At 56.1% G+C, this 19,515-nt stretch carries 16 protein-coding genes; 6 read left to right on the forward strand and 10 right to left on the reverse strand.

All coding sequences use genetic code 11. The features are described 5' to 3' along the window. Positions 1 to 1,475 precede the first annotated feature (1,475 nt). Positions 1,476 to 2,525 carry an alpha/beta hydrolase gene (locus tag CGZ80_RS17890; protein ID WP_233148495.1) on the reverse strand — a complete coding sequence of 350 codons (1,050 nt, stop codon included), beginning with the start codon at positions 2,523 to 2,525 and terminating at the stop codon, positions 1,476 to 1,478. 111 nt (positions 2,526 to 2,636) lie between these two features. On the opposite strand from CGZ80_RS17890, the gene CGZ80_RS17895 reads away from it, so the two are divergent. Continuing rightward, the gene (locus CGZ80_RS17895) at positions 2,637 to 4,199 is read left to right on the forward strand and encodes an alkaline phosphatase D family protein (protein ID WP_233148496.1); all 1,563 of its coding nucleotides are present in this window, start codon (positions 2,637 to 2,639) and stop codon (positions 4,197 to 4,199) included. Between the two features lie 9 nt (positions 4,200 to 4,208). Here the strand turns inward: CGZ80_RS17895 and CGZ80_RS17900 are convergent, their stop codons facing one another. The 3 genes from CGZ80_RS17900 to CGZ80_RS17910 form a co-directional block, all read right to left on the reverse strand. Further along, the gene (locus tag CGZ80_RS17900) at positions 4,209 to 4,589 is read right to left on the reverse strand and encodes a hypothetical protein (protein WP_094416950.1); all 381 of its coding nucleotides are present in this window, start codon (positions 4,587 to 4,589) and stop codon (positions 4,209 to 4,211) included. 130 nt (positions 4,590 to 4,719) lie between these two features. Next, positions 4,720 to 5,688: a transglutaminase-like domain-containing protein gene (locus CGZ80_RS17905; RefSeq protein ID WP_094416952.1), complete on the reverse strand. Its 969-nt coding sequence runs from the start codon at positions 5,686 to 5,688 to the stop codon at positions 4,720 to 4,722. 138 nt (positions 5,689 to 5,826) lie between these two features. Beyond that, entirely contained in the window at positions 5,827 to 6,291 is a 465-nt protein-coding gene (locus tag CGZ80_RS17910) for a hypothetical protein (protein ID WP_233148497.1), read from the reverse strand. Between the two features lie 255 nt (positions 6,292 to 6,546). Between CGZ80_RS17910 and CGZ80_RS17915 the strand changes: the two genes are divergently transcribed. Together CGZ80_RS17915 and CGZ80_RS17920 are read left to right on the forward strand one after the other, a co-directional pair. Continuing rightward, positions 6,547 to 7,659 (forward strand): alpha/beta hydrolase, encoded by a 1,113-nt coding sequence (locus tag CGZ80_RS17915; protein ID WP_143544014.1) that lies wholly within the window; start codon positions 6,547 to 6,549, stop codon positions 7,657 to 7,659. Positions 7,660 to 7,730: 71 nt separating this feature from the next. Then, positions 7,731 to 8,528, forward strand: a complete 798-nt coding sequence (locus tag CGZ80_RS17920; protein ID WP_158222754.1) for an aminotransferase class IV — start codon at positions 7,731 to 7,733, stop codon at positions 8,526 to 8,528. An 11-nt stretch (positions 8,529 to 8,539) separates the two neighbouring features. Here CGZ80_RS17920 and CGZ80_RS17925 read toward each other — a convergent pair whose 3' ends face one another. The 5 genes from CGZ80_RS17925 to CGZ80_RS17945 all read right to left on the reverse strand — a co-directional run bounded on the left by CGZ80_RS17925 (position 8,540) and on the right by CGZ80_RS17945 (position 14,935). Then, a complete protein-coding gene (locus CGZ80_RS17925; protein WP_094416958.1) occupies positions 8,540 to 9,349 on the reverse strand; it encodes an inositol monophosphatase family protein in 810 nt (269 codons plus the stop codon). 18 nt (positions 9,350 to 9,367) lie between these two features. After that, positions 9,368 to 10,735, reverse strand: a complete 1,368-nt coding sequence (locus tag CGZ80_RS17930) for an ATP-binding protein (RefSeq protein ID WP_094417128.1) — start codon at positions 10,733 to 10,735, stop codon at positions 9,368 to 9,370. Positions 10,736 to 10,775: 40 nt separating this feature from the next. Then, positions 10,776 to 12,125 (reverse strand): PP2C family protein-serine/threonine phosphatase, encoded by a 1,350-nt coding sequence (locus tag CGZ80_RS17935; RefSeq protein ID WP_233148499.1) that lies wholly within the window; start codon positions 12,123 to 12,125, stop codon positions 10,776 to 10,778. A gap of 287 nt (positions 12,126 to 12,412) precedes the next feature. After that, positions 12,413 to 13,015, reverse strand: a complete 603-nt coding sequence (locus tag CGZ80_RS17940) for a nitroreductase family protein (RefSeq protein WP_094416962.1) — start codon at positions 13,013 to 13,015, stop codon at positions 12,413 to 12,415. Positions 13,016 to 13,402: 387 nt separating this feature from the next. Next, positions 13,403 to 14,935, reverse strand: a complete 1,533-nt coding sequence (locus CGZ80_RS17945) for a GAF domain-containing protein (RefSeq protein WP_143544015.1) — start codon at positions 14,933 to 14,935, stop codon at positions 13,403 to 13,405. Positions 14,936 to 15,067: 132 nt separating this feature from the next. Here CGZ80_RS17945 and CGZ80_RS28075 point away from each other — a divergent pair, with 132 nt between their 5' ends. The 3 genes from CGZ80_RS28075 (at position 15,068) to CGZ80_RS17955 (ending at position 18,982) form a co-directional block, all read left to right on the forward strand. Next, on the forward strand, positions 15,068 to 15,232 hold the full coding sequence (locus CGZ80_RS28075) for a hypothetical protein (RefSeq protein ID WP_158222755.1): 165 nt from the start codon (positions 15,068 to 15,070) through the stop codon (positions 15,230 to 15,232). A 277-nt stretch (positions 15,233 to 15,509) separates the two neighbouring features. Next, positions 15,510 to 16,286, forward strand: coding sequence for a hypothetical protein (locus CGZ80_RS17950; RefSeq protein WP_158222756.1), 777 nt, complete (start codon positions 15,510 to 15,512; stop codon positions 16,284 to 16,286). A 266-nt stretch (positions 16,287 to 16,552) separates the two neighbouring features. Beyond that, positions 16,553 to 18,982 carry a TolC family protein gene (locus CGZ80_RS17955; protein ID WP_094416968.1) on the forward strand — a complete coding sequence of 810 codons (2,430 nt, stop codon included), beginning with the start codon at positions 16,553 to 16,555 and terminating at the stop codon, positions 18,980 to 18,982. A gap of 170 nt (positions 18,983 to 19,152) precedes the next feature. Here the strand turns inward: CGZ80_RS17955 and CGZ80_RS17960 are convergent, their stop codons facing one another. Beyond that, positions 19,153 to 19,509: a hypothetical protein gene (locus CGZ80_RS17960; protein ID WP_233148500.1), complete on the reverse strand. Its 357-nt coding sequence runs from the start codon at positions 19,507 to 19,509 to the stop codon at positions 19,153 to 19,155. Positions 19,510 to 19,515 lie beyond the last annotated feature (6 nt).

The following is a 19,515-nucleotide window of genomic DNA, read 5'->3' on the forward strand; positions in this document are numbered from 1 at the left end:
CCCTGCCAACCAATTCCTCGACGTCCGCGACATCATCCTCCAATCAATCTCCCATGAATAATCCCGGGTTTGTCGATCGACGGAAACAGGGTGGGTCACGTGTCACAGGTGAACGCCGACAGTTCCGCAAGGGAGGCGGCTGGCAAGCTAAGCCAGCTGTAATCACTGTGCCGTTTCGTCTTTGTAAAACGATCGCCGTGCAAGGTAGCGACTTCGGAATCCTTGCCAGGAATTGCTGTTGATGCGATTGGGCAAGCGGAATCGTGGCAGAAGAATTCTTTGTGCTGAGGGCGGCTACTCTGGCGATGAAGGTGGTGTGCGAGGGATCGACGACGGAACCGACCAAAGTCGGACAAGAGTTTCGCATCTGCGTCGACATACAGACGCGATGATCGGTACGGCCCGAACCATCGGCACAATTGAAGTGGCAAAGAGTGGGCTGAGTAAAAATATTGCACTTAAGCCGGTGAGTTAACAACGGCGAAGTCGATAGCCACTTCTGCACGAAGACTATGGATAGTTGATCCGATGGTCACGTGACGTGTATGCCGCAGTTCGAACGGATGTGTCGGCGGGTGATGTTCTCTTCGGAGGCATCGTAGGCAAGTGCCCACCGGCACAGCTCACCACCAAATTTGATCGAAACGCGGCAAACGCGACTGGCAAGACCCTTCCAATTTAATTCATGGAGAATTCACGATGCGTCGTGTAATCGTACCAGCACTGTTGGCCATCGCTCTGGCCGCAGGATCGTCTGCCAACGCTAACGCGTTTGGCCTGTTCAGCAAATTGTGTAAAACCAGCTGCGACACTTGTTGCGACGTCGAACCAACCTGTGGCTGCGAAGCTCCGGTTGATTGCGGATGTGCAATGGAACCAGCTTGCGGCTGCGAAGTCGCTGCACCTGTTTGCGGATGCGAAGTTGTTGACCCTTGCTGCGACAGCGGTTGCGGCAGCAAGTTCCGTGGTGGCCTGTTGGCCAAACTGTTCAGCAAAAAGGGTTGCGGTTGCGACTCGATCTGCGAGCCAGCTTGCGGATGCGAAGTTGCCGCTCCTTGCGGATGTGCTGCTGAGCCAGCTTGTGGTTGCGAAGTTGCTGCACCCGCTTGCGGATGCGAAGTTGCTGCTCCTTGCTGTGCACCAAAGCACAAGCCATTCGGTTTGCTGAAGAAACTGTTCAGCTGCAAAGACAGCTGCTGCGACAGCGGTTGTGCATCGGCTTGCGAGCCGACTTGCGGCTGCGAAGTCATCGAACCAGCTTGCGGATGCGAAGTTGCTGTTCCCGCTTGCGGATGCAACTAAGCACTGAATCGAGTTGCTTCGGTCGGGTCAAAATTCCCCAGGAGTTCCCGCCTAGCACGACATTCAATGGTCGCCCATCCGCTTGTATGCTTCTCCCTTGACAAGCCGCGACGGTTGTGCACCGCTCCCAGCTGTGACCGCTGACCTAAGCGATATCTCGAAAGCCCCGGTGATCAATCTGGATCACCGGGGCTTTTTGCTTTGACCGATTCCTGCTTGGCACAAAAACCGTGCTGGACCAAGAACGCGTCCAGCAATAGCAGGGTTTCCAGATAAGCTTTGTCGTCACCGCGGCCACGGTTGAAAAAGCCGTGTCCCGCATCTGGAAAGCCATCCAGCTGACATTCATTGCCTTGATTGACAAGCTTTGAGGCAAACGCTTCTGCCGTCCAGTAGGGCACCGTCGTATCGGCCTTGCCATGAAAGATGATCGTTGGCGGGTGATGTTGGCCAATGTGATGGTATGGCGAGACATCAATCGCATCGACGCCCATTCGATCGTTTAAGCCTTGCTGTTTGTCTTTGGGGAACGGCGTGCGGCCCTCGACACTGGCAAGTACCGCGGCTGGATTGAAAAGGGCAAGTGCGTTGGGACGGCTGCTGACGGTTTGGTCTTCGGTCGGTTCGTCAAATCCGGCAATCATTTCGGTACAAGCGGCAAGGTGACCGCCTGCCGAACCGCCCGCCGCAACGATTCGGTCGGGATCAATCCCAAGCCGCTTTGCATTGGTTCGAACCCACCGAATCGCCGATTTGGCATCGCTAACACACTCTTTCGCTTTGACCCCGTGCCGCGATGCGACGCGATATTCGATCGTGATCGCAACCATGCCACGCGAGGCAAAGTGTTTGCAATGCCCAGCGAACTGCATCGGCGTTCCGGCATTCCATCCGCCGCCAAAGAAGAACACGATTGCCGCGGCGGGCTGCTTTGATGAGTCTTCGTTCGTCGGATCAAAACGATAGGCTCGGAGTGCCACCGGTTCGCCTTGGTCGTTGACGGTTGATTTGTAGATCTCGACGATCGCGCCTTCATCGCGTAATTGTTGGTCGGCCTTGTCCATTTGTGACTGGCTTCGTGACTTTTGCTGTGCGAACGATGACGGCATGGTCGTCATTGCCAGCCCCGCCACCACGACAGAATAAACGATGCTGCGAACACATTTCGAAACGGTCCGGCTCGGTCGAAATTGAATCTCGGCTGGAAAGCGAATCGTTGGCATGCGATTGGGATGGGCTGAAAGTTGGAAGCTGGCGTGTTTCACAATGCGTTAGTATATGCAGTTGCGATTCACCGCGACGCTTGACCTTCACTTCGTTACCTCATTGCAAACATGAACGTTCAACACCGAATCCTGGGCGGACTCACCTTGCTCGTTGGTTTGACGCTTGGGGCTTTCTTGCCAAAGGATGCTGTTTTCGCAGACGAACCTGGGAGTCTGTCGGCGGTGAATCCTGTTCGCTCATCAGGACCGTTTTTAGGCAATGGGATCAAGAATGGTTGGGCAGATCAAACGTCGATTCAGATCTGGACCCGTACGACGCGTTCTCCGGAAATGCTTGTCGAAGGCGCCAAGTTCTTGTCGCTGTCCGCTGGCGAAGCCAATCGTTTAGCGAAACGGACCGACGTTGCGGAAATCCATTCCGCACAAATCCCAGCTGGCAGTACGCTGGACGAAATGTTCGGGGCTTGTCCCGCGGCAGCTGGTGAGGTGCGATTAACGTACTTTCCGATCGAAAGTCCCAGTGATGTCCAGACCACCGCTTGGAAGCAGACTTCGATCGACAGCGACGGGACCGAGCAATGGCGACTATCGGGTTTGAAACCTGGGACCGCATACACGCTGATCGCCGAAGCGAAACCGATCGGTGAATCGAAAGTCACGGCGGTGGTACGTGGCGGATTCGAGACGGCGCCAGCAGCATCGTCTGATCGACAGATCGAATTTTGTTTCACGACCTGCCATGACTTCATCCGCCGCGACGACGGTATGCGCGGGCATAAAATCTATCCTGCGATGCGTTCGATGCATCCCGACTTTATCATTCATGCGGGAGACATCGAATACTATGACAAGCCGGATCCCTGGGCGATGACCTTGCCGCTGATGAGATTCAAGTGGGGCAGGATTTTTGCACTGCCGAGCAACCGAGATTTCTACAGCACGACGACCAGCTACTTCTTAAAAGACGACCACGACACTCTAAAAAACGATTGTTGGTCGGGTCAGCGGTACGGTTCGGTCACGTTCGATCAGGGAGTGCGATTGTTCAATGAAGAGCAATTCCCGTCGAATCCGTCACGCTATAAATCGATTCGCTGGGGAAAGCACTTAGAGATCTGGTTACTCGAAGGGAGGGATTTTCGCAGCGGCAACAACCAACCTGACGGACCAGGGAAATCAATCCTTGGGACGGCACAGAAGCAATGGTTGCTCGAAGGGCTGGGCAAAAGTGATGCGACGTTCAAACTCGTTTGCAGTCCGACACCGATCGTAGGCCCCGACCGAAACAACAAGCATGACAATCACTCCAACCAAGTGTTCGAATTCGAAGGAGAGCAATTGCGAGACGCCTTCGCAAGAATCGAAAACGTGATCGTGCTTTGTGGGGACCGCCATTGGCAATACGCATCGACCGATTCCGAAACCGGTTTATGGGAGTTCGGGTGCGGCCCGGGCAGCGAGAAGCATCAGCTCGGTTGGAAGGAAGGAGACGTGCGACCGACACACCAATTTCTGCGTGTTGCTGGCGGTTTTCTATCGGGCCAAGTCAGTGTTGCTGCAGACGGTCCGAAGCTTGTGCTACGTCACCACGCAGTCGATGGTACCGAGGTTAGCGCATTTCGGTTTCCAACGAATACCGAATCGAATGCCGTGTCACAACCGAATCAGTAAAGCGGCGACCTATTCGATCTCGGCATTCGCCGGAGGCGTCGGGTTTTGTGATGCGTCTGATTGCGGTCTTTGTTCGACCGGAAGCGTTTGCAGTTGCTGGAGTTTCGTGTCCAGTTTTTGCTTCGCTTGCTCGACCATTTCGCCAGCGTCTTCCTTCGCGTTTTGAATCTGGCGTTCGGCCGCTTCTTTCGCATCGGCGATCGTTTCGACCGCATCCGATTCTGCGTCCGAAACCATTTCGGCGGCTTCTTCGCGAGCTTCTTCCAGGTCTTCCTGCGCCTGTCGTGCTTCACCCAACGGGCTGTCTGGATTTCCGCAGCCGACCAGAAGCAGCGGAGCTGCCAGGCAACCAGCGAGAGTCAAACGGTGGAAAAAAGTGATGGATCGCATGAGGTCATCTCAACAAGGAAATCGGCTGCCGCGACTAGACGAAATCGCGAGCGTTCGAGCGATTGCGAGAGCAACATGCGTACCCATTGTTGATTACGAGTCATTTTGGGCGATCGACACTGATCGATGGTCAGCCATCGACCCTTTGCCGGATGAAGGTGGGTTTGGGATTTCCACTGCCTCGACGGTCACAGCGGAAGTATTCCGAGATGTATCGAACCGGGATCTTTTTCTCTGGAACTTTGAATCGATCGCCTTTCTGCAACACTGGTCGAATTTCATCCATCCGGCCAAACTGTCGAGTGCCGGCAGCTTGGCAAGGATACCAATGACCCTCGCCGTTTTCGTCTTCGAGATAGAACTCCGGGTAGCAATGATCGGGGATCCAAACGACACGCGCGGGGATGTCCAGGTTACGACAGATCGCGACGAACAGACTGGTCATTTCTTCGCAGTCACCAGTGCCATCTTTGAGTGCTTGAGATGCCTCTTTCAATTCGCCTTCGGTGTATTCGACTTTGTCGCGTACGTAATCGTAAACCTGCTCCACTCTTTGCCAGTCGTTGTCGCATTCTTTTTCGCTGACTTCTTTGGCGGCGTTGCGAATCAATCGGTGGGAAGCGTCGATGAAAGGGCTGTTGCCGGTATACAGTTTGATCTCGCGTGAAAGCCGTTTGGGAATCGTCAGCGTTTCGGTGTTATCGGGCGGCAAGATCTTTGATCGAGCGATGTCGAATTCGAAAATCGCTTCGGTAGTGGTTCCGGCCGCAACTTGTGGAATTTGCACCACGACTTGTTTTGCACCGCCGGGTAGTTCACGGACTTGCCATCGCGTCGGAGGTGTGACGGTTTGACTGCGCAGCGTGACGGTTTGTTCGGGCCAATCGGTCGGGATTGGGAACGTCGCGAGGACGTTGGCGCAGGTCACGGGGGTCGTCAACTCCAATCCGATCCGCCATCGCGAAGCGGCTTGCTGTTCAAAGCTGACTTCTTGTGCAAAAGAACGGGTGGGAAGTGCGAGTGCGGCGATTCCGCCGACGGACTGCATCGCGAGCTTCTGAAGTGCTTTTCGTCTCGTCAGGATGCGATTGCTGGTCATGAGCTCTTCTGTTGGGGTTTCAATTCCGAATCAATAAAAAACACGGAACGCAAACGTGTGAGATCCCCGTGCTGGTCTCACTCGCTTGCGTCCCGTGGGAGTTTGAATCGATGGTGGCTAATCGGTGGCCACGTCGGCTCAGTTTGCCGAGGTTGCTCCAGGCGGTAGCGGTTCTTCATAGATGATCCGATCTCCGTCTTTGTCGACCCGATACCCAGGCGGCCCGTAGTACCCGTAGTTGGATTGGTACTGTCGTTGGTACCAAGGACCTCCTTCATAATAGCCGGGGGCAACGCCGTTTCCGATTACGCCTGAATCGATCGGACCGTATGCAGCGTATTGACCACAGGGGTCTGCCGCATAGGCCGGTCCGCATCCGCATGCGTTCGCAGGAGCAGCAGCATACGGTGTGCCATAAACCGGTTGTGAATAGGTCGGTGTTCCGCATGTTGGTGCCGGTGCGACGGCGACCGGAGCTGTGCGTCGGAAGGGGGCAGCGACTTTGGTGCATAAACCGCACTGGGCGCCTCGTCCGAAGAAGAAGTCTCGGAACGGGGTACATCCAGTTGCCGATGTCATGACCAGCACAGCTAGTACAATCATGAAAGGGCGTTTGTTCATTTGATTTTCCGCGATTTGCACAGTGGGCGTATTCGTTGGACTCGTATCGAGTTCTGTTCAAAAGTAGGACGTTCTAAATGATGTGCAAACGCAACATCGTTTTTTTTCGGCAACAATTTGTTGCGTTTCGACTGCCGCTACTTCATTCCCCCCCACGAAGCCTCGGGATCAACAACGCTATCGAATCGTTCCGTCACCTCCCTCGTCCCGCCTTGATCGCTTTACCCAATTGCCACCATGTTTTTTAGCGTGATGACTTCTAGCGAGACGCCCGCAACCTCCCAGCACCGCCAGCAACGTTGGTGGAGTGTATGGCGGTGTTTGCCGGTGTCCGTCGCTTTTGTCCTGGCATCATCGCTTGCGTTTAGCTTGTCGAGTGTTCGAGGCGATGAAGTGCGAGTCACCGAAGAGGCCCAGGCGAGTGACTTGTCAGATGAAGAATTCGAATCGAGCGTGCCTTGCGAGTTGTTGAATGTTGCGGCGCCGAGCGAACGTGTTTTTCTATTCTCGACACGGCACCTGCCCTTTGATGCTTGTCATGCACCACTCGATGCGCCGCCGTTTAAGGTTTGGCAGATCCACTGCGGTCAAAGCCAGGCGATGGATTGTGATCAGTACCTGGCATCGCTCCATCCTGGCAGACCGGTTGTTGTGTACGTACACGGCAACCGGATGCCGGCGTCCAACATCGTCAACCGAGCGATGCAGGTTCGACGCACGATTCAAGGTGGTTTGGACCAGCCTGTCGACTGGCTGATCTTTAGTTGGCCAAGCGCGAAAGAAGGGATTGCTGTTCACGATGTTCGACGAAAAGCCGATCGATGTGATGCGCAAAGCTTGTACTTGGCGACATTGCTCCGGATGCATGTCGTCGCCGGTACGCCGATGGCCGTTGTCGGGTTTAGCTTTGGAGGGCGGGTTGTAACCGGTTCGCTTCACGCCTTGGCAGGTGGGGGATTGAGCGGTCGGACAATTCCAGGCGAAACGATCCAAGGCGCCAATATAAACGTGGGCCTTGTGGCTCCCGCGATCGAGTCCACTTGGCTGGGCAGCTGCGGTTATCACTGCTTGGCGACAAAGAACATGGATCAGTTGTCGTTGATGTACAACCGTAGCGACGCGATTCTGAAACGCTATTGGTTGCTGGAGAAGGTCCGCAATCAGACAGCCTTAGGTTACAGCGGTCCACGTTGTTTTGCCCCACGTGTCGATGGCAGCAAGTTACCCGTCCGGGCGCGTGACTTTTCGGGGAGTGTCCGGCTTCGCCATGCAGAACTCGAATACTATGAAAACGGGTGCGGCTGTGACTTTGCCCGTTTGATCCGTGACGCAGGGAATCAAACCTATTGAGTTCATTCGGTCCTAACGGTCAACCGCCGAGGATCGCGTACCATAATGGCGCGTGGGTTTCGGCAACCGGTTTGACAATTCCCATCGACGACCTTGCCATCACGCAAGGCGTCACAGCGGTCGAACGGATCCGTGCCGATGCTGGGCGACTGTTTCAAGTCGACCTGCACTTCAAACGCTGGTACCACACCTTGTCAGTCTTGGGAATTGATTCGCTTCCCAATCCAAAGCCGCTGCGCGAGTTGATCGACGAAGTGATCGACCGCAATATTGAATGGGTTGCCGCGAATCCCGATTTTGGCGTGATCCTGCTGGCATCGCCAAGTCAATCAAAGGGATCAACCTTTGTGATTGATTTGTTTCCGATCGATCGTTTGGCGATGAAGCAACGTATCGACCAAGGTTCTGCGTTGTTGACGACAGAGGTTAAGTTGCCAGATCCCAGTTGCTGGCCTCGCAGTATCAAAGTGCGATCCCGATTGCACTACTATCTCGCCGAACGGCAAGTACGCCAACATGATCCTGATGCGTTGGCCGTCTTGTTGGATAACGACGGGACGATTACCGAAACCGCGATCGCGAATGTTTTGATTGTCGAACACGACCAACTACTGTCACCGCCCGTTGAACGGATCCTGTTCGGCGTTTCGATGCAAACGGTGGTGGAGCTTGCCCGGCGTCACGGAATCACATGGAACCAGCAACCGATTTCAATCGATCGACTTCGCGAAGCAGACGAAGTGCTTTTGACAGGGACCAGTTGTGGATTGTGGTTTGCGAATCGCATCAACGGACAAAACTTGCCGACCGACCGGCCTGTCTACCGAAAACTGCGTGACGCGTTCGACGAATTTGTCAGATCGCAGTGAAACCGCTCTCACTATGGATGGTGCTTCTTGGTGATTGCGAGTGCGTGCGGGTGGATTGCTGTCGATGCAGCGAGCACACTCGATTGCGTTAAACCAAGCGGGTCGCCTTTCGCGTTGGTCACGATTCCGCCGGCTTCGCGAACGATCAATTGTCCGGCGGCAAAGTCCCAGGGTGAAAGTTTGTATTCGAAGAACGCTCCGAATTGACCGGACGCGACGGCACACAAGTCGAGGGCCGCGGTGCCGAAACGACGGATGCCATGAATGTCGTGTGAAAAGAATTCTTCGATCGCCGCCAGAGTGCTGCGCATCATGTCGCCACGATCATAGTAAAAGCCGCATCCGACCATGGACTTGGAAAGGTGGTCGGCGTTGGTGACGCGAATCGGTTGCGAGTTCCGAAACGCGCCTCCGCCACGTGTTGCCGTGTAGGTATCGCCTGAAATCGGATTGTGCACGACACCGACCGTGGGCACTCCATCGACGAAGTAGCCGATCGAAACGGCAAAATGACCGATGTGGTGCGCGAAATTGTTCGTCCCATCGAGAGGATCAATCACCCAGAGGTGTTCTGCCGTGATGTCGCCCGTTAGGTCTTCTTCGCCCAGCAATTCATGATCGGGGTAATCGTTAGCGATCGAGCGAGCGATCACTTCTTGGCTTTCCAAATCGGCGTCACTTACCAAGTCGTACGTCTTGCCGCCGAATTCTGATTTGTCACGCAATTCAATTCCGTCATGCCAGTACCTTTGCAGGACATGGCCACCCGCCTGTGCGGCAGTCATTGCGGAATGCAGGATCGCTTGATAATTGTCTGGCATGATGGAGTGACTTGTTGGCTAGACCACGGGAACGTTTGGGGCGTTTTCCGGATTGGCGATCGGCAATTTGACAACTGCGGAGGTGCCGCGCCCTGGGATCGATGAAAAGGTCAGTGACCCGCCCAATTGTGAGACCACATTGCGGGTCAGGTAAAGCCCCAAACCGATTCCGCGACCGGGTTCCTTGGTTGTGAAAAATGGGTCGCCGATTCGTCCCAGAATCTCGTCGGTCATCCCTTGGCCTTCGTCGGTGATCAGGAACTCGACATATTGTTCGTCGATCCGCGATTCGACTTTCACCCTTCCGTTAACGCCGCTGGCATCCAGGCCGTTGTGAATCAGATTGCGAATCGCCTGCGCGACCGCTTCTTCGGGCATCCAGAGTGTTCGATTTTCGTCGTCTTCGGTTCCATCGATGACATCGACACGGTGTGGGTCGCGGACGCCTTCCAGCGTCGCATCGATCAAGTCACCGACCGTCGTTTTGTACCACTGCTGTGCCATGGTATCGCCGGCGGCCCCGCGCATTCGATGCAGGATGTGCCGGCACAATTCCAGCTGGTGGTCGATCAGCCGCAAGTCTTCGGCAACCGACTCCGGTTTCTCGACGCCTTCTAGGTGGCGTGACAGTTCGCGAGAAATGACATCGATTGTCGAAAGCGGCGTGGCCAACTCATGAGCTGCGCCGGCCGCCAAGGTGGTCAAGGCTTCGATTCGACGATTGGCCGCTTTCGCGAGTTGGCTTTCGCGAAGTTCTTTTTCGCGGGCTCGCAGCGACCCGCTGGTGCGAGTGACGAAATAGGTGACCACCGAAGCGCAGGTCGCAAACGCTAACATCAGACCGATTGATCGCAGACCAAAACCGTTTTCGTCGACCGGCGGCCCCAGTTCGGGAACATGCACGCAGTCCAGCAGGATCGTCGAGTACCCAACGATCGCAACCGCCGTCATTGACCACGCCGCACGAGGCCAGATCATCACGCCACCGACGGCGAGGTTCACGAAATAGAAGAAACTGAATGGGTTTGTCGGACCGCCGCTGAAATAGAGCATCGCGGTCAACGTCATCAAATCGAGCAGCATCAGGCCCAGCGTGACCGCACGGACCGTCGGTGTGTCGTCGACCGTCGGCGTATCGAATTCTCCGTTCCCATTGTTTAGGTCAGTGTCCGATTCCAACCGAGTGGAACTGGTTCGTAGATACACGCCGTAAATGAAATTCGTGATCGCGGTAAACGCGACGAAGGCCAGCAACGGGCCAAACTGAAGTTCGATGCCGATCAGGACAGCGACAACGATCGCAACCAATTGGCCGGCAACGGCGAAGTACCTGAGATGCAACAGCCAAGTTGAAGAGCCGAGTCGTGCGGCCGGAATCAAGGGGATGGCCAGACGCGAGGATTGATCGTTCACTTCGATCGGCTTTTCAAAACAGAGAGCAAGAAAAAGGCAACGGCATCGGTTCAGGCGTTGTCACACCCACTGACAACCCGTGTGGCGGCAAACGATTAATGGTCGATTGCGGTTTCGTTGGCACTGCGGTCATGCTGTTCGCGAAGTTGGTGCATCGTTTCGATGATGGCTTTCGTTGGTAGCTGATCGCGGTTTTGCCATCGCCAGATTGCATTGCTGCGGCACCACATTTTTGCAGCGCGTCGATCTGGTCCCAATCCATCAACCAGTTTTTCATCTTGGCCGCATCACGCAGCTCATTGACCGTTTTGCCGAGCCGCTGGTACAGCGTTTCGTCTGGCCGGGCGAGGTAGCGCCGGTAAGGTGCGTTTCCACCAAACGCTTTTTGAATCGCAGTGCCATCGCGAAGTGCCAAGCTGCGTCGTCGCGATTGCTCTTTGAAGTTCGAGTAGCTCATCGCCGCGATCACGCCTGAGATGATTGCACCGATCACGGCGATGATCATGGGGCCCGGTTGGTCAAGCATCAAGAACGTCACGCTTGCGACTGCGGAGATCCCACAAGCAAGGATCGAAGCGATGGTGCCCCAGAACACAAGTGTGTCTTCCTCTTCGCGACGAGCGGTCGGATTGTCGTCGTTGACGAGCGGGCCGTCAGTGACCGAGGCGACAACGACGGTCGAGTTGTCGGGGCCGCCACGCAGGTTGGCCAAGTCGACCAAGACTTCAACGGCCAGGTCCTCGGGGAGGCAGTCCAGCAGGGTCGCGATTTCGACGTCATCGACCTGACCCGACAGGCCATCGCTACACAACAGGAACTTGTCGCCTTGTTGGATTTCGAAGGGGCCTTCGATGTCGACCTGGACATCAGCGTTGGGGCCGAGCGAGCGTGTGATCACGTTCTTAGGCAGGGCTTGTCCGAGTGCGCTATCCGGATGGACTTGTCCGCTCGCCTGAACTTCCCAGACCAGCGAATGGTCGAACGTCAATTGTTCGAAGACGCCCGCGCGAAGCCGATAGATTCGCGAGTCACCGACATGGGCGATTAAGGCACCTGTGGGTAGCAGCACCAGGGTACTGGCGGTGGTCCCCATGTTGTGGAATTCGGGGTTCCGCTGGCCGCGCTGAAAAATTTCCGCGTTCGCTTCACTGACGGCGACATGCAGCGAGTCGCGTGCGTTGAGTGCCGAGGTGCGAAAGTAGTTCATCGCAATCAACTCGGTCGCCATGCTGCTGGCTAGTTCGCCTGCGGCATGTGCACCCATTCCATCGGCAACAGTGAACAAGTGGCCGCGGGCGTCAAACCGTTCCTGCGAATGGGCAGGGATCATCGAATGCGAGTCTTGATTGTTGGTTCGGCGCATTCCCACATCGGTGCGGGCAGCGCAGACAACACCAGGATTCCAAGACTCCGACACCGATCGTTTTTCCTGAGGCTGCTTAAGTATGTAGGACGTAGAAATGGCTTGACCCGACATGACACATTTGGGATCGGGGTTACACGTATTGTATTTGCCAGCCCTGGGAAGACCTAGGCGGCTTTTCGAACCGTCAACGCGTCATGCCTGACCCACGATTCGTTCTTATCTACCAAAGTCGAATACCGGCGTGTCAGACGAATCTTTCCTTTCCCACACCATTGGACGCGAAATCATCCCCATTGAACCGAATTTCCCCACTTTCCCTGGTACAGCTGTTCAGAAATCGGGTTGCGTTTGCGAGCGGATTGCTCCCGATTTGCGTATTGCTTTTCAGTTTCGGATTCCGGGGCAGCTTGTGCCGGGAAGCCGATGGCAAAGGCGGTCGCGGGTTCGAAGGGGTCAGGGATTTGGTATTCCGTCCGCACCTGACTGAGATTCACACCGGCCATCTGGTGGACTTGCAGCCCGAGCTTGGTCGCTTGCAAGGCAAAGTGGGCGACGGCTTGTCCTAGATCGTGCAGCGCGACCCGATTGGGTTTCTCGTTCTGAGTGAATTTGCTGCGAAAGGCTGTCAGCACCAAAGCACCGGCGTTTTTTGCCCAGTCCTGGTTCGCTTCAAGTAAGCAGCCGAGCATCCGTTCGAACTCGGTCGCGTTTTCGCGGCCGGCCAACAAGAAACGCCACGGCTGTTCGTTGTAGCTACTAGCCGCCCATGATGCCGCTTCAAAACACTGTGCCAACAATTCCTGCGGCACCGGCTCGCTTGAAAAACGATAGGGACTGTACCGATTTTCGATTGAGTCGATCACCGAATGACGGGTGGGGTTCGTCACAGTGTTGGCAGCTCCGAGTGTTGATTCATTGGTTGAACGTCAGCCGTTCATTTTCGCGATCGCGTCGACAGTCAGATCGAAGGGAAGCACGGTCTAGGGCATACGGTGAACGGCAAATTTGGCAGGCAAATCGTAGTGCCGTGAAAAGCCTCTCGCGACGAGCATCGCGATCCCCCATCACAGGCCTGCGCGCCGGCAAGGTGACCCAAACAGTCACCAAACGTATTCGGCGTTGCACAGCATAGCGGTTTGCCAGACGACTAAGTTGCGATTAAATCTGAAACCCGCCGTGAAAAATCAAACTGGTGTCGCAGTTCATTTGCGCCCGATCGCTGGGGGCGCTTTGGATGGCATTGATTTGGATCGCAATGATCTCGACGCTTGCACTTAAACCTTGCGAGAAAGCAACAGCAGACCGCGTTCGTTGCGAACCGGGAAATCGGCGATCTCGCGTCGCAGCATGGCAAGCGGGTCCTTGGCATTGCTGTCGGAATTCCGCAAGCAGCATCCGATGAGGTCTTGGCTGACGCCGTCTTTGCGTAGGCCGCCCGTGTAAGCGAGCAGTTTTTCGCCCTTGCTTAATTTGAACGTCGATTCGAAGCAGTCGATATCGATGGAACTTGCCAACGGGCGGCAACCGGATGCGACCAGCGGCCGATATCCGTAGTCACCCGCGATCATGCCTTCGATTTGACCGGCCACGGCGACTTCGCCTTCACCCGTCTCGGGATCCAGGTGGATGTACATCAGTGAGACGAGTTGGTCTGCCGTATTGGTCTGCCAAAGGGTGTCACTGATCCGCTGCAGCATTTGCCGTGGGGAATGCCGATAACCACTGTGTGCGGTCAGTGCGGCCCGTGCGGTGGCGGCGGCCATCGCACCGCCTGCATGGTGATCATGGGCTTCGGCAATCGCGACCGTGATGGTTCCATCGGGCAGGACATCCCACATGTGCCATCCAGCCGCCCAGCGGTCCGGCGAGTCGATCATGCCGTTGACAGTCCAGCCGGTGGCGACTTCGTTTGTCGATGGCAGTGACGAGTATTGCCAAGCGGCGATATCGGCAATCGCTTCGGTAGCCTGTTTGGACGAAAGTTGCGCGCGGCTTTGGACCGCCGCCGACAGACTGAGAGCGACTTGTTTGGCCGCCATGCGAGCGATCGCCGCGTGTGATTTATCCAGCGGTTTGCGATTTTTCGAATACAGCCAAAGGGTGCCCACTGGCAGATCACCTTTGTAAATTGCCGCACAGATCGCGGCGCCGGCCGGTTCGGGGCAGTTCCATGTCGAGCCGACTTCGTTGTTCAAGTCGTCCATCAAGACGACCTCTTGAACCATCGCTTCTAGGTCACCGCGGCTGCCGCGAAGTTGCCGTGGCTCGCCCGCCAAACGATCTTGCGGAAGGCCGAACACGACGCGTGTGTTCAGGAATTGGGTGTCGTCATCGAGGATGTATATCGCGGCCGCATCAAAACGCAATGCGATCACGGCGTCCCGCAAGGTCGCTTCGATGCCGGCACAGGTTTCTTCGACATCGGCCGTGCTGTAGGGGGCAACCGCCATCGCGGCGAGTTCGAGCTCGCGTTTGCGAACGTGCTCTTGAAGGATTTCGATCTCGCTGGCCATGTCGGCGGCAATCTCGGCCAACTGTGCGGCGTTTGCCTTTTCAACGGGAGGAAAGCTATCGAGCGGATGATCGGCCATCACGTCCATTTCGATCGCCGGCAAGACGCGAACCGCTTTGCGTCCGGACGGATCGTTTGCGGCGTTGCTACGGTGCGAGGAGTCGACTCGCCATCCGGTTGCCGCCGAAAACGCTTGCCAAAAGCGTTGGCTGGTGGTGCGTGATTTCAGCGAGGTGTCCGTCGCGGTTTCGTCGCCACGATGGATGCGAAGATGATTCTGAGCCGTCTTTTCCACAGCAAGTTCCTGGCAGTCGAGACGCACGGGGCCGCGTCGGAAGGTAAAGGACACACCCGCCCAACCCAATCGGTCTATAAGCCAATTCGGTCAGTAAGCTCGACCCTGACATTCGGTCGATGAAGCGGAGCGATGGCAATCCCTGCCAGAAACGATATCCATCGGATGCACCCGACCGATTGGCCGGCTGACGGTGATTGGCATCGTCAACTGCCCCCAGTCGGTATGAACTGTTTTGCCAGTAAACCTTTCGATGGCCGCAGACTCGACGTCGATGCTCCGCATGATCGCTACTAACCGACCAACCCGCGTTTCGAATGAAAGTCCGCATAATTCGTCCGATCAGGTCGAAAAGTAGAGCCAGGGCATGTGATCCATTCGCTCGCTTCGGTACGGCAGGGACCGCCACACCGAAGCGATGTCGGCAACGTAAGGGTCACGGCTGACATGGCACGATCAATCGATCGCGCAGACTACACCAGGTGTGCTCAATCGGAGGTGGGAAAGGATGTCCCAATTCAGGACCAAGATCGGAAACAGAAAACGCCTCGCGCTATTGCTGGGCAGTTTTGTCATGTCGTTGCCAATTGCCAGCGGGGCTGCGGACGCGCACCACCCCGATCGCGAGAACCAAACGGTTCACCAACGCGTCGACTTGATCGGCCCAGTCGGCAATCGGTTACCAGCGGGTTACCGACGGACTTACAACCGCCCCACCTACATTGGCGGCAAAGTCGCATACTACATCGCGCCCAGCAGCCAAGAAGCGATGGCATGGCACCGCGCCGAGCATCGCGGGTTGTACAACGAACCGTGTCGCGACAAACGTGTGACGGACCTGTATTTCTATCCCAAACCCTGGGAAGCATTGCTGACTGGTCCGCGCCGTCAAACCGATGCGCCGACCGCCAGTGTCGTGTTGCCACCAACCGAAGAGATGATTCTGGAAGAGCAGATCGACGCCTTGGAAGTGCCGATGGAGATCCCCGGCCCGGTGCTTGAAGCGCCGTCGAAGGAAGACTTTGAAAGCTCGTCGGCTTCGGATCACCACCATCACCAAGCAAGCTCGTCCGCAGTGAATCTCGCATCGCCAGCATCACACGCTGGAGTCCTGCAGCAGAGTTCCGGCGTGCAAGGTTTCTTTGATTCGGATTCTCCCTTTGGTTTGGCCAGCAACGAGGTGCCTGGGACGGCCGCCGATTTTGCCGTCGATGCTCCGGAAATGGTGATCCCCGCAACAGGCAATCAAGCCAAGGATCCTCAGCCGAAAAAGAAGCTGAGCATGTTGTCGGTCCTGAAGGCCCCCGTCTACTTGCGATTCTCGCCCAAAGAAAACGTCTCGGCGGAGTAGGTTGAGTGCTGAAGGCTTGCCGTGAAACGCACGGGACGTGTTTCACGGCGGAATTTGGAAACTAATCCGAATTTTTGACAGAACCGTCAAAGTCTGCACGCCTTGCCACCGATACCCAACTCCTGGACAGGTTCTCGTGTTTGCGATGACGCGAGAAACTGGTGGGGGGCTTCCATTTGGACTGCTCGTGTCTGAATTGAATTGACGTGTGATCCTCCTTCACGCGTACATATTCTGTTCGGGCTCGACCTAGGGAAGCTTAGGGCATGAATCGCTCGTTATTTCATTTTGCTGCGTCTGTGCAACTCGCGCTGGCGATTGTGATGGCTACCGGATGTACGCCAACGCAACCGTTTTTCGTGAACGAGTCACCAGACCTCAAACACTATCTCGACACCGCGACATCCATTGAATACCCGGATGTTGATGTGCAACCGATGCCGGAGGCGATTGATTCGCTTCCGCCGCTGACGGTCGGTAACCACGACTATCAGTACTGGAACTTGTCGCTCGAAGAGTGCGTCTCGATGGCGCTCAATAACGCGCGATTTATTCTGGCAAACGGCGGCACCTCGGAGACACAGCAAAACCTGGCCGCACAGTTCATCAGCAGCCAACCGGGTCAGTTCGGTAGCATCTACGATGTCGCGTTGCAACAAACGACGACTCAGTCGATCCCATTGACGACCGATGGCGCCGGCAACCGTTTGTTGTCGCGTGGTGTGCAGCGAGCGAACCAGATTGGCGGCGTTGAAGACGCGTTGGCGGAATTCGATGCTGTCGCCAGTGGCTTCATCGATCTGTCGACGACCGACCGACCACAGAACGTGGGTGCCGGGAACTCGATCAATCCGCAGATTTCGGTTGCCCAAAACACCACCCAACAATCGGCGATCAGCAAGCGATTGGGCACCGGTGGCGTCGCGACCCTGCGTCAACAGACGATCTATACCCGTAATAACTCGCAAATCAGCAGCTTTTCGCGTCTGTATCCCAGCGACTACACCGCGTTGTTGGAAGCACAGATTCAACACCCGCTGGCACGCAACCGCGGCACCTTCGTCAACCGCATCCCGGTGATGTTGGCGAGCATGAACGAAGACATCGCGATTGCGACCTACGAAGCCCAAGTGCGAAACTTGGTCCGTAACGTCGAAGTCGCCTACTGGGACCTGTACCTTTCCTATCGTTCGGTTTCGACCGCGACGATCGCTCGTGACAGTGCACAAGCGACCGCCCAGTTCACGAAACTGAATTTGGAAAAGGGCAACGCCACGATCCAGGAATTGTCGCAAGCTGTCAGCCAGTACTGGAACCAACAACGCCGCCTGACGGCAGCGTTGAATGGATCCAACCTTCCCGGTGACGACCGCTTCGGCGTTTACGGCCGCGAACGCGCACTGCGTGAATTGATTGGCTTGTCGCCCACGGACAAACGTTTGATCCGTCCGATCGACGAACCCACATTGGCTCGCGTCGAGTTCGACTGGTGGGAATCCGTCGCTCAGGCGTTGTACCTCAGCCCCGAGCTTCGTGAAAAGAAATACCGCATCAAACAAGGCGAATTGGAACTGGCCTTGGCCAAGAACCAAGTCCTGCCGCAAGTCGACTTGTCGTTCCTGTACCGCTGGGTCGGTTTGGGTGACACGCTGGGACCTCCCGGACGTGGTGACAGTTTCCCCGCCAATGGCAGCAGTGCGTTGGCTGAACTAACCAGTGGCGATTATCAAGAAGCGCAAGTTCGTTTGGACATCTCGATGCCGATCGGGTTGCGTCGCGAGCACCTGCGGATCCGTAACGCCCAGATGACCCTGCGGATTCGTGAGGACAACCTTTCCGATAGCGAGCGATTGCTGGTGAGCCAGTTGAGCGACGCGGTTGCGAAAGTTGCCAGTCACTACTCGATGATGCAGTTCGCAGCCAATGAATGGCAACAAAGCGAGCAAGAAGTCGACGCCCGTCTGCTGGAGTACTACAAAGGATTCCGCGACGTAAACGTGGTGCTGCAAAGTCAACAGCGTCGTGCCGAAGCCCAGATTTCGTATTACCGAGCACTGACCGAATACAACAAGTCAATCAACTACGTCGACTTCCTCCGAGGCACCTTGCTGGCTAACAACGGCATCACCTTGCGTGAAGGTCCTTGGAACACCAAAGCGTACTGCGATGCGTTGGAACGTGCTCGCGAACGTGCCGCCGGATACCAACTGGAATATGGCGTCACTCGACCTGGTGTCGTTCGCCAAGGCCCTGTCCGCGACGCCGACGGGGCGGTCGAGGTGATTGGGTTCAGTGACAACGCCAATGCGAATACTAACAACGAACTGAACTTCCTGGCTCCGGGTGTCGATGATGTTCCCGAAGTCAATCAGAACTCGCTGCAAGAGCTGCCTTCAACCGGCGAATTGCTAACTCCCGATCCTCAGATGCCACGCTATGTGCCTGTACCTGATGCCACCAACAGCATCGAAGACGGCAGCAGTGCGATCGATACGCTCCAGCCGCCAAGCAGCGTGCTGGTGCCGAACGACGCGGGCCAATCGGGTGACCAAGTAATCCAGCCGATGAGCTACGAGACACCATCCGCAATCGGAAGCGGTGTTCGTTCGGCGGCGAAGTCAATGAAGCAAGCCGACTTGGTTGACCCCAACGGTGCACCGATCCCCGTGCGACGCAAACCTATCCGGGTGCAGTAACGCTCTCATCAAACGCTTCAAAGTCCGGACACCCGGCCGAAGCAGATACCAATCCATCCGTAGGGCGGAGGAATAGCGAGACCGCTGGTTAAGTCAGCAATGAATTGATCGCTCTCGCTCACGAACAGCTCGAGTCGCGCTCCAAAGGCGCCTCGAGCTTTTCGTCGTTTCTAAACCACTTCGTCGTAAACCAATTGGTCGGCGACCCAAACGCGAAAACGTCTAATTCGCAGGCCGCGGGCGAAATCGATTTCGATCTGCCCCCGCCGCTGTTCAGGATCGATCGATTCCGGCAACCGGAATTCGACGTTTCGATCGATGTCCAGCCAACTGATTTTGCTCCATGCGGTCACGCCAGCGATTTGGATCGACTGGCGGAACCACCACCCCGAATAACACAATTCGAATTCCAGCGGAGATCGGATTTCGATGACGCGATAAAGAAACGTGCGGTCAATCAGCGAAGCACGCTCGGTGAAGATGCCGGTTTGTAGCGGTGCTTCCGACGAAACGGAGTAGGGATTCACGTTCAG

Source organism: Rhodopirellula sp. MGV, assembly GCF_002251265.1.
In the GTDB taxonomy this organism is placed as follows: Bacteria; Planctomycetota; Planctomycetia; order Pirellulales; family Pirellulaceae; genus Stieleria; species Stieleria baltica_A.

Coding starts and splice junctions, on each gene's coding strand:
- CGZ80_RS17890 (WP_233148495.1), bottom strand. CDS start 2,525: ATGCCAACGATTCGCTTTCCAGCCGAGATTCAATTTCGACCGAGCCGG.
- CGZ80_RS17895 (WP_233148496.1), top strand. CDS start 2,637: ATGAACGTTCAACACCGAATCCTGGGCGGACTCACCTTGCTCGTTGGT.
- CGZ80_RS17900 (WP_094416950.1), bottom strand. CDS start 4,589: ATGCGATCCATCACTTTTTTCCACCGTTTGACTCTCGCTGGTTGCCTG.
- CGZ80_RS17905 (WP_094416952.1), bottom strand. CDS start 5,688: ATGACCAGCAATCGCATCCTGACGAGACGAAAAGCACTTCAGAAGCTC.
- CGZ80_RS17910 (WP_233148497.1), bottom strand. CDS start 6,291: ATGATTGTACTAGCTGTGCTGGTCATGACATCGGCAACTGGATGTACC.
- CGZ80_RS17915 (WP_143544014.1), top strand. CDS start 6,547: ATGTTTTTTAGCGTGATGACTTCTAGCGAGACGCCCGCAACCTCCCAG.
- CGZ80_RS17925 (WP_094416958.1), bottom strand. CDS start 9,349: ATGCCAGACAATTATCAAGCGATCCTGCATTCCGCAATGACTGCCGCA.
- CGZ80_RS17935 (WP_233148499.1), bottom strand. CDS start 12,125: ATGCGCCGAACCAACAATCAAGACTCGCATTCGATGATCCCTGCCCAT.
- CGZ80_RS28075 (WP_158222755.1), top strand. CDS start 15,068: ATGGCAATCCCTGCCAGAAACGATATCCATCGGATGCACCCGACCGAT.
- CGZ80_RS17950 (WP_158222756.1), top strand. CDS start 15,510: ATGTCGTTGCCAATTGCCAGCGGGGCTGCGGACGCGCACCACCCCGAT.
- CGZ80_RS17955 (WP_094416968.1), top strand. CDS start 16,553: ATGAATCGCTCGTTATTTCATTTTGCTGCGTCTGTGCAACTCGCGCTG.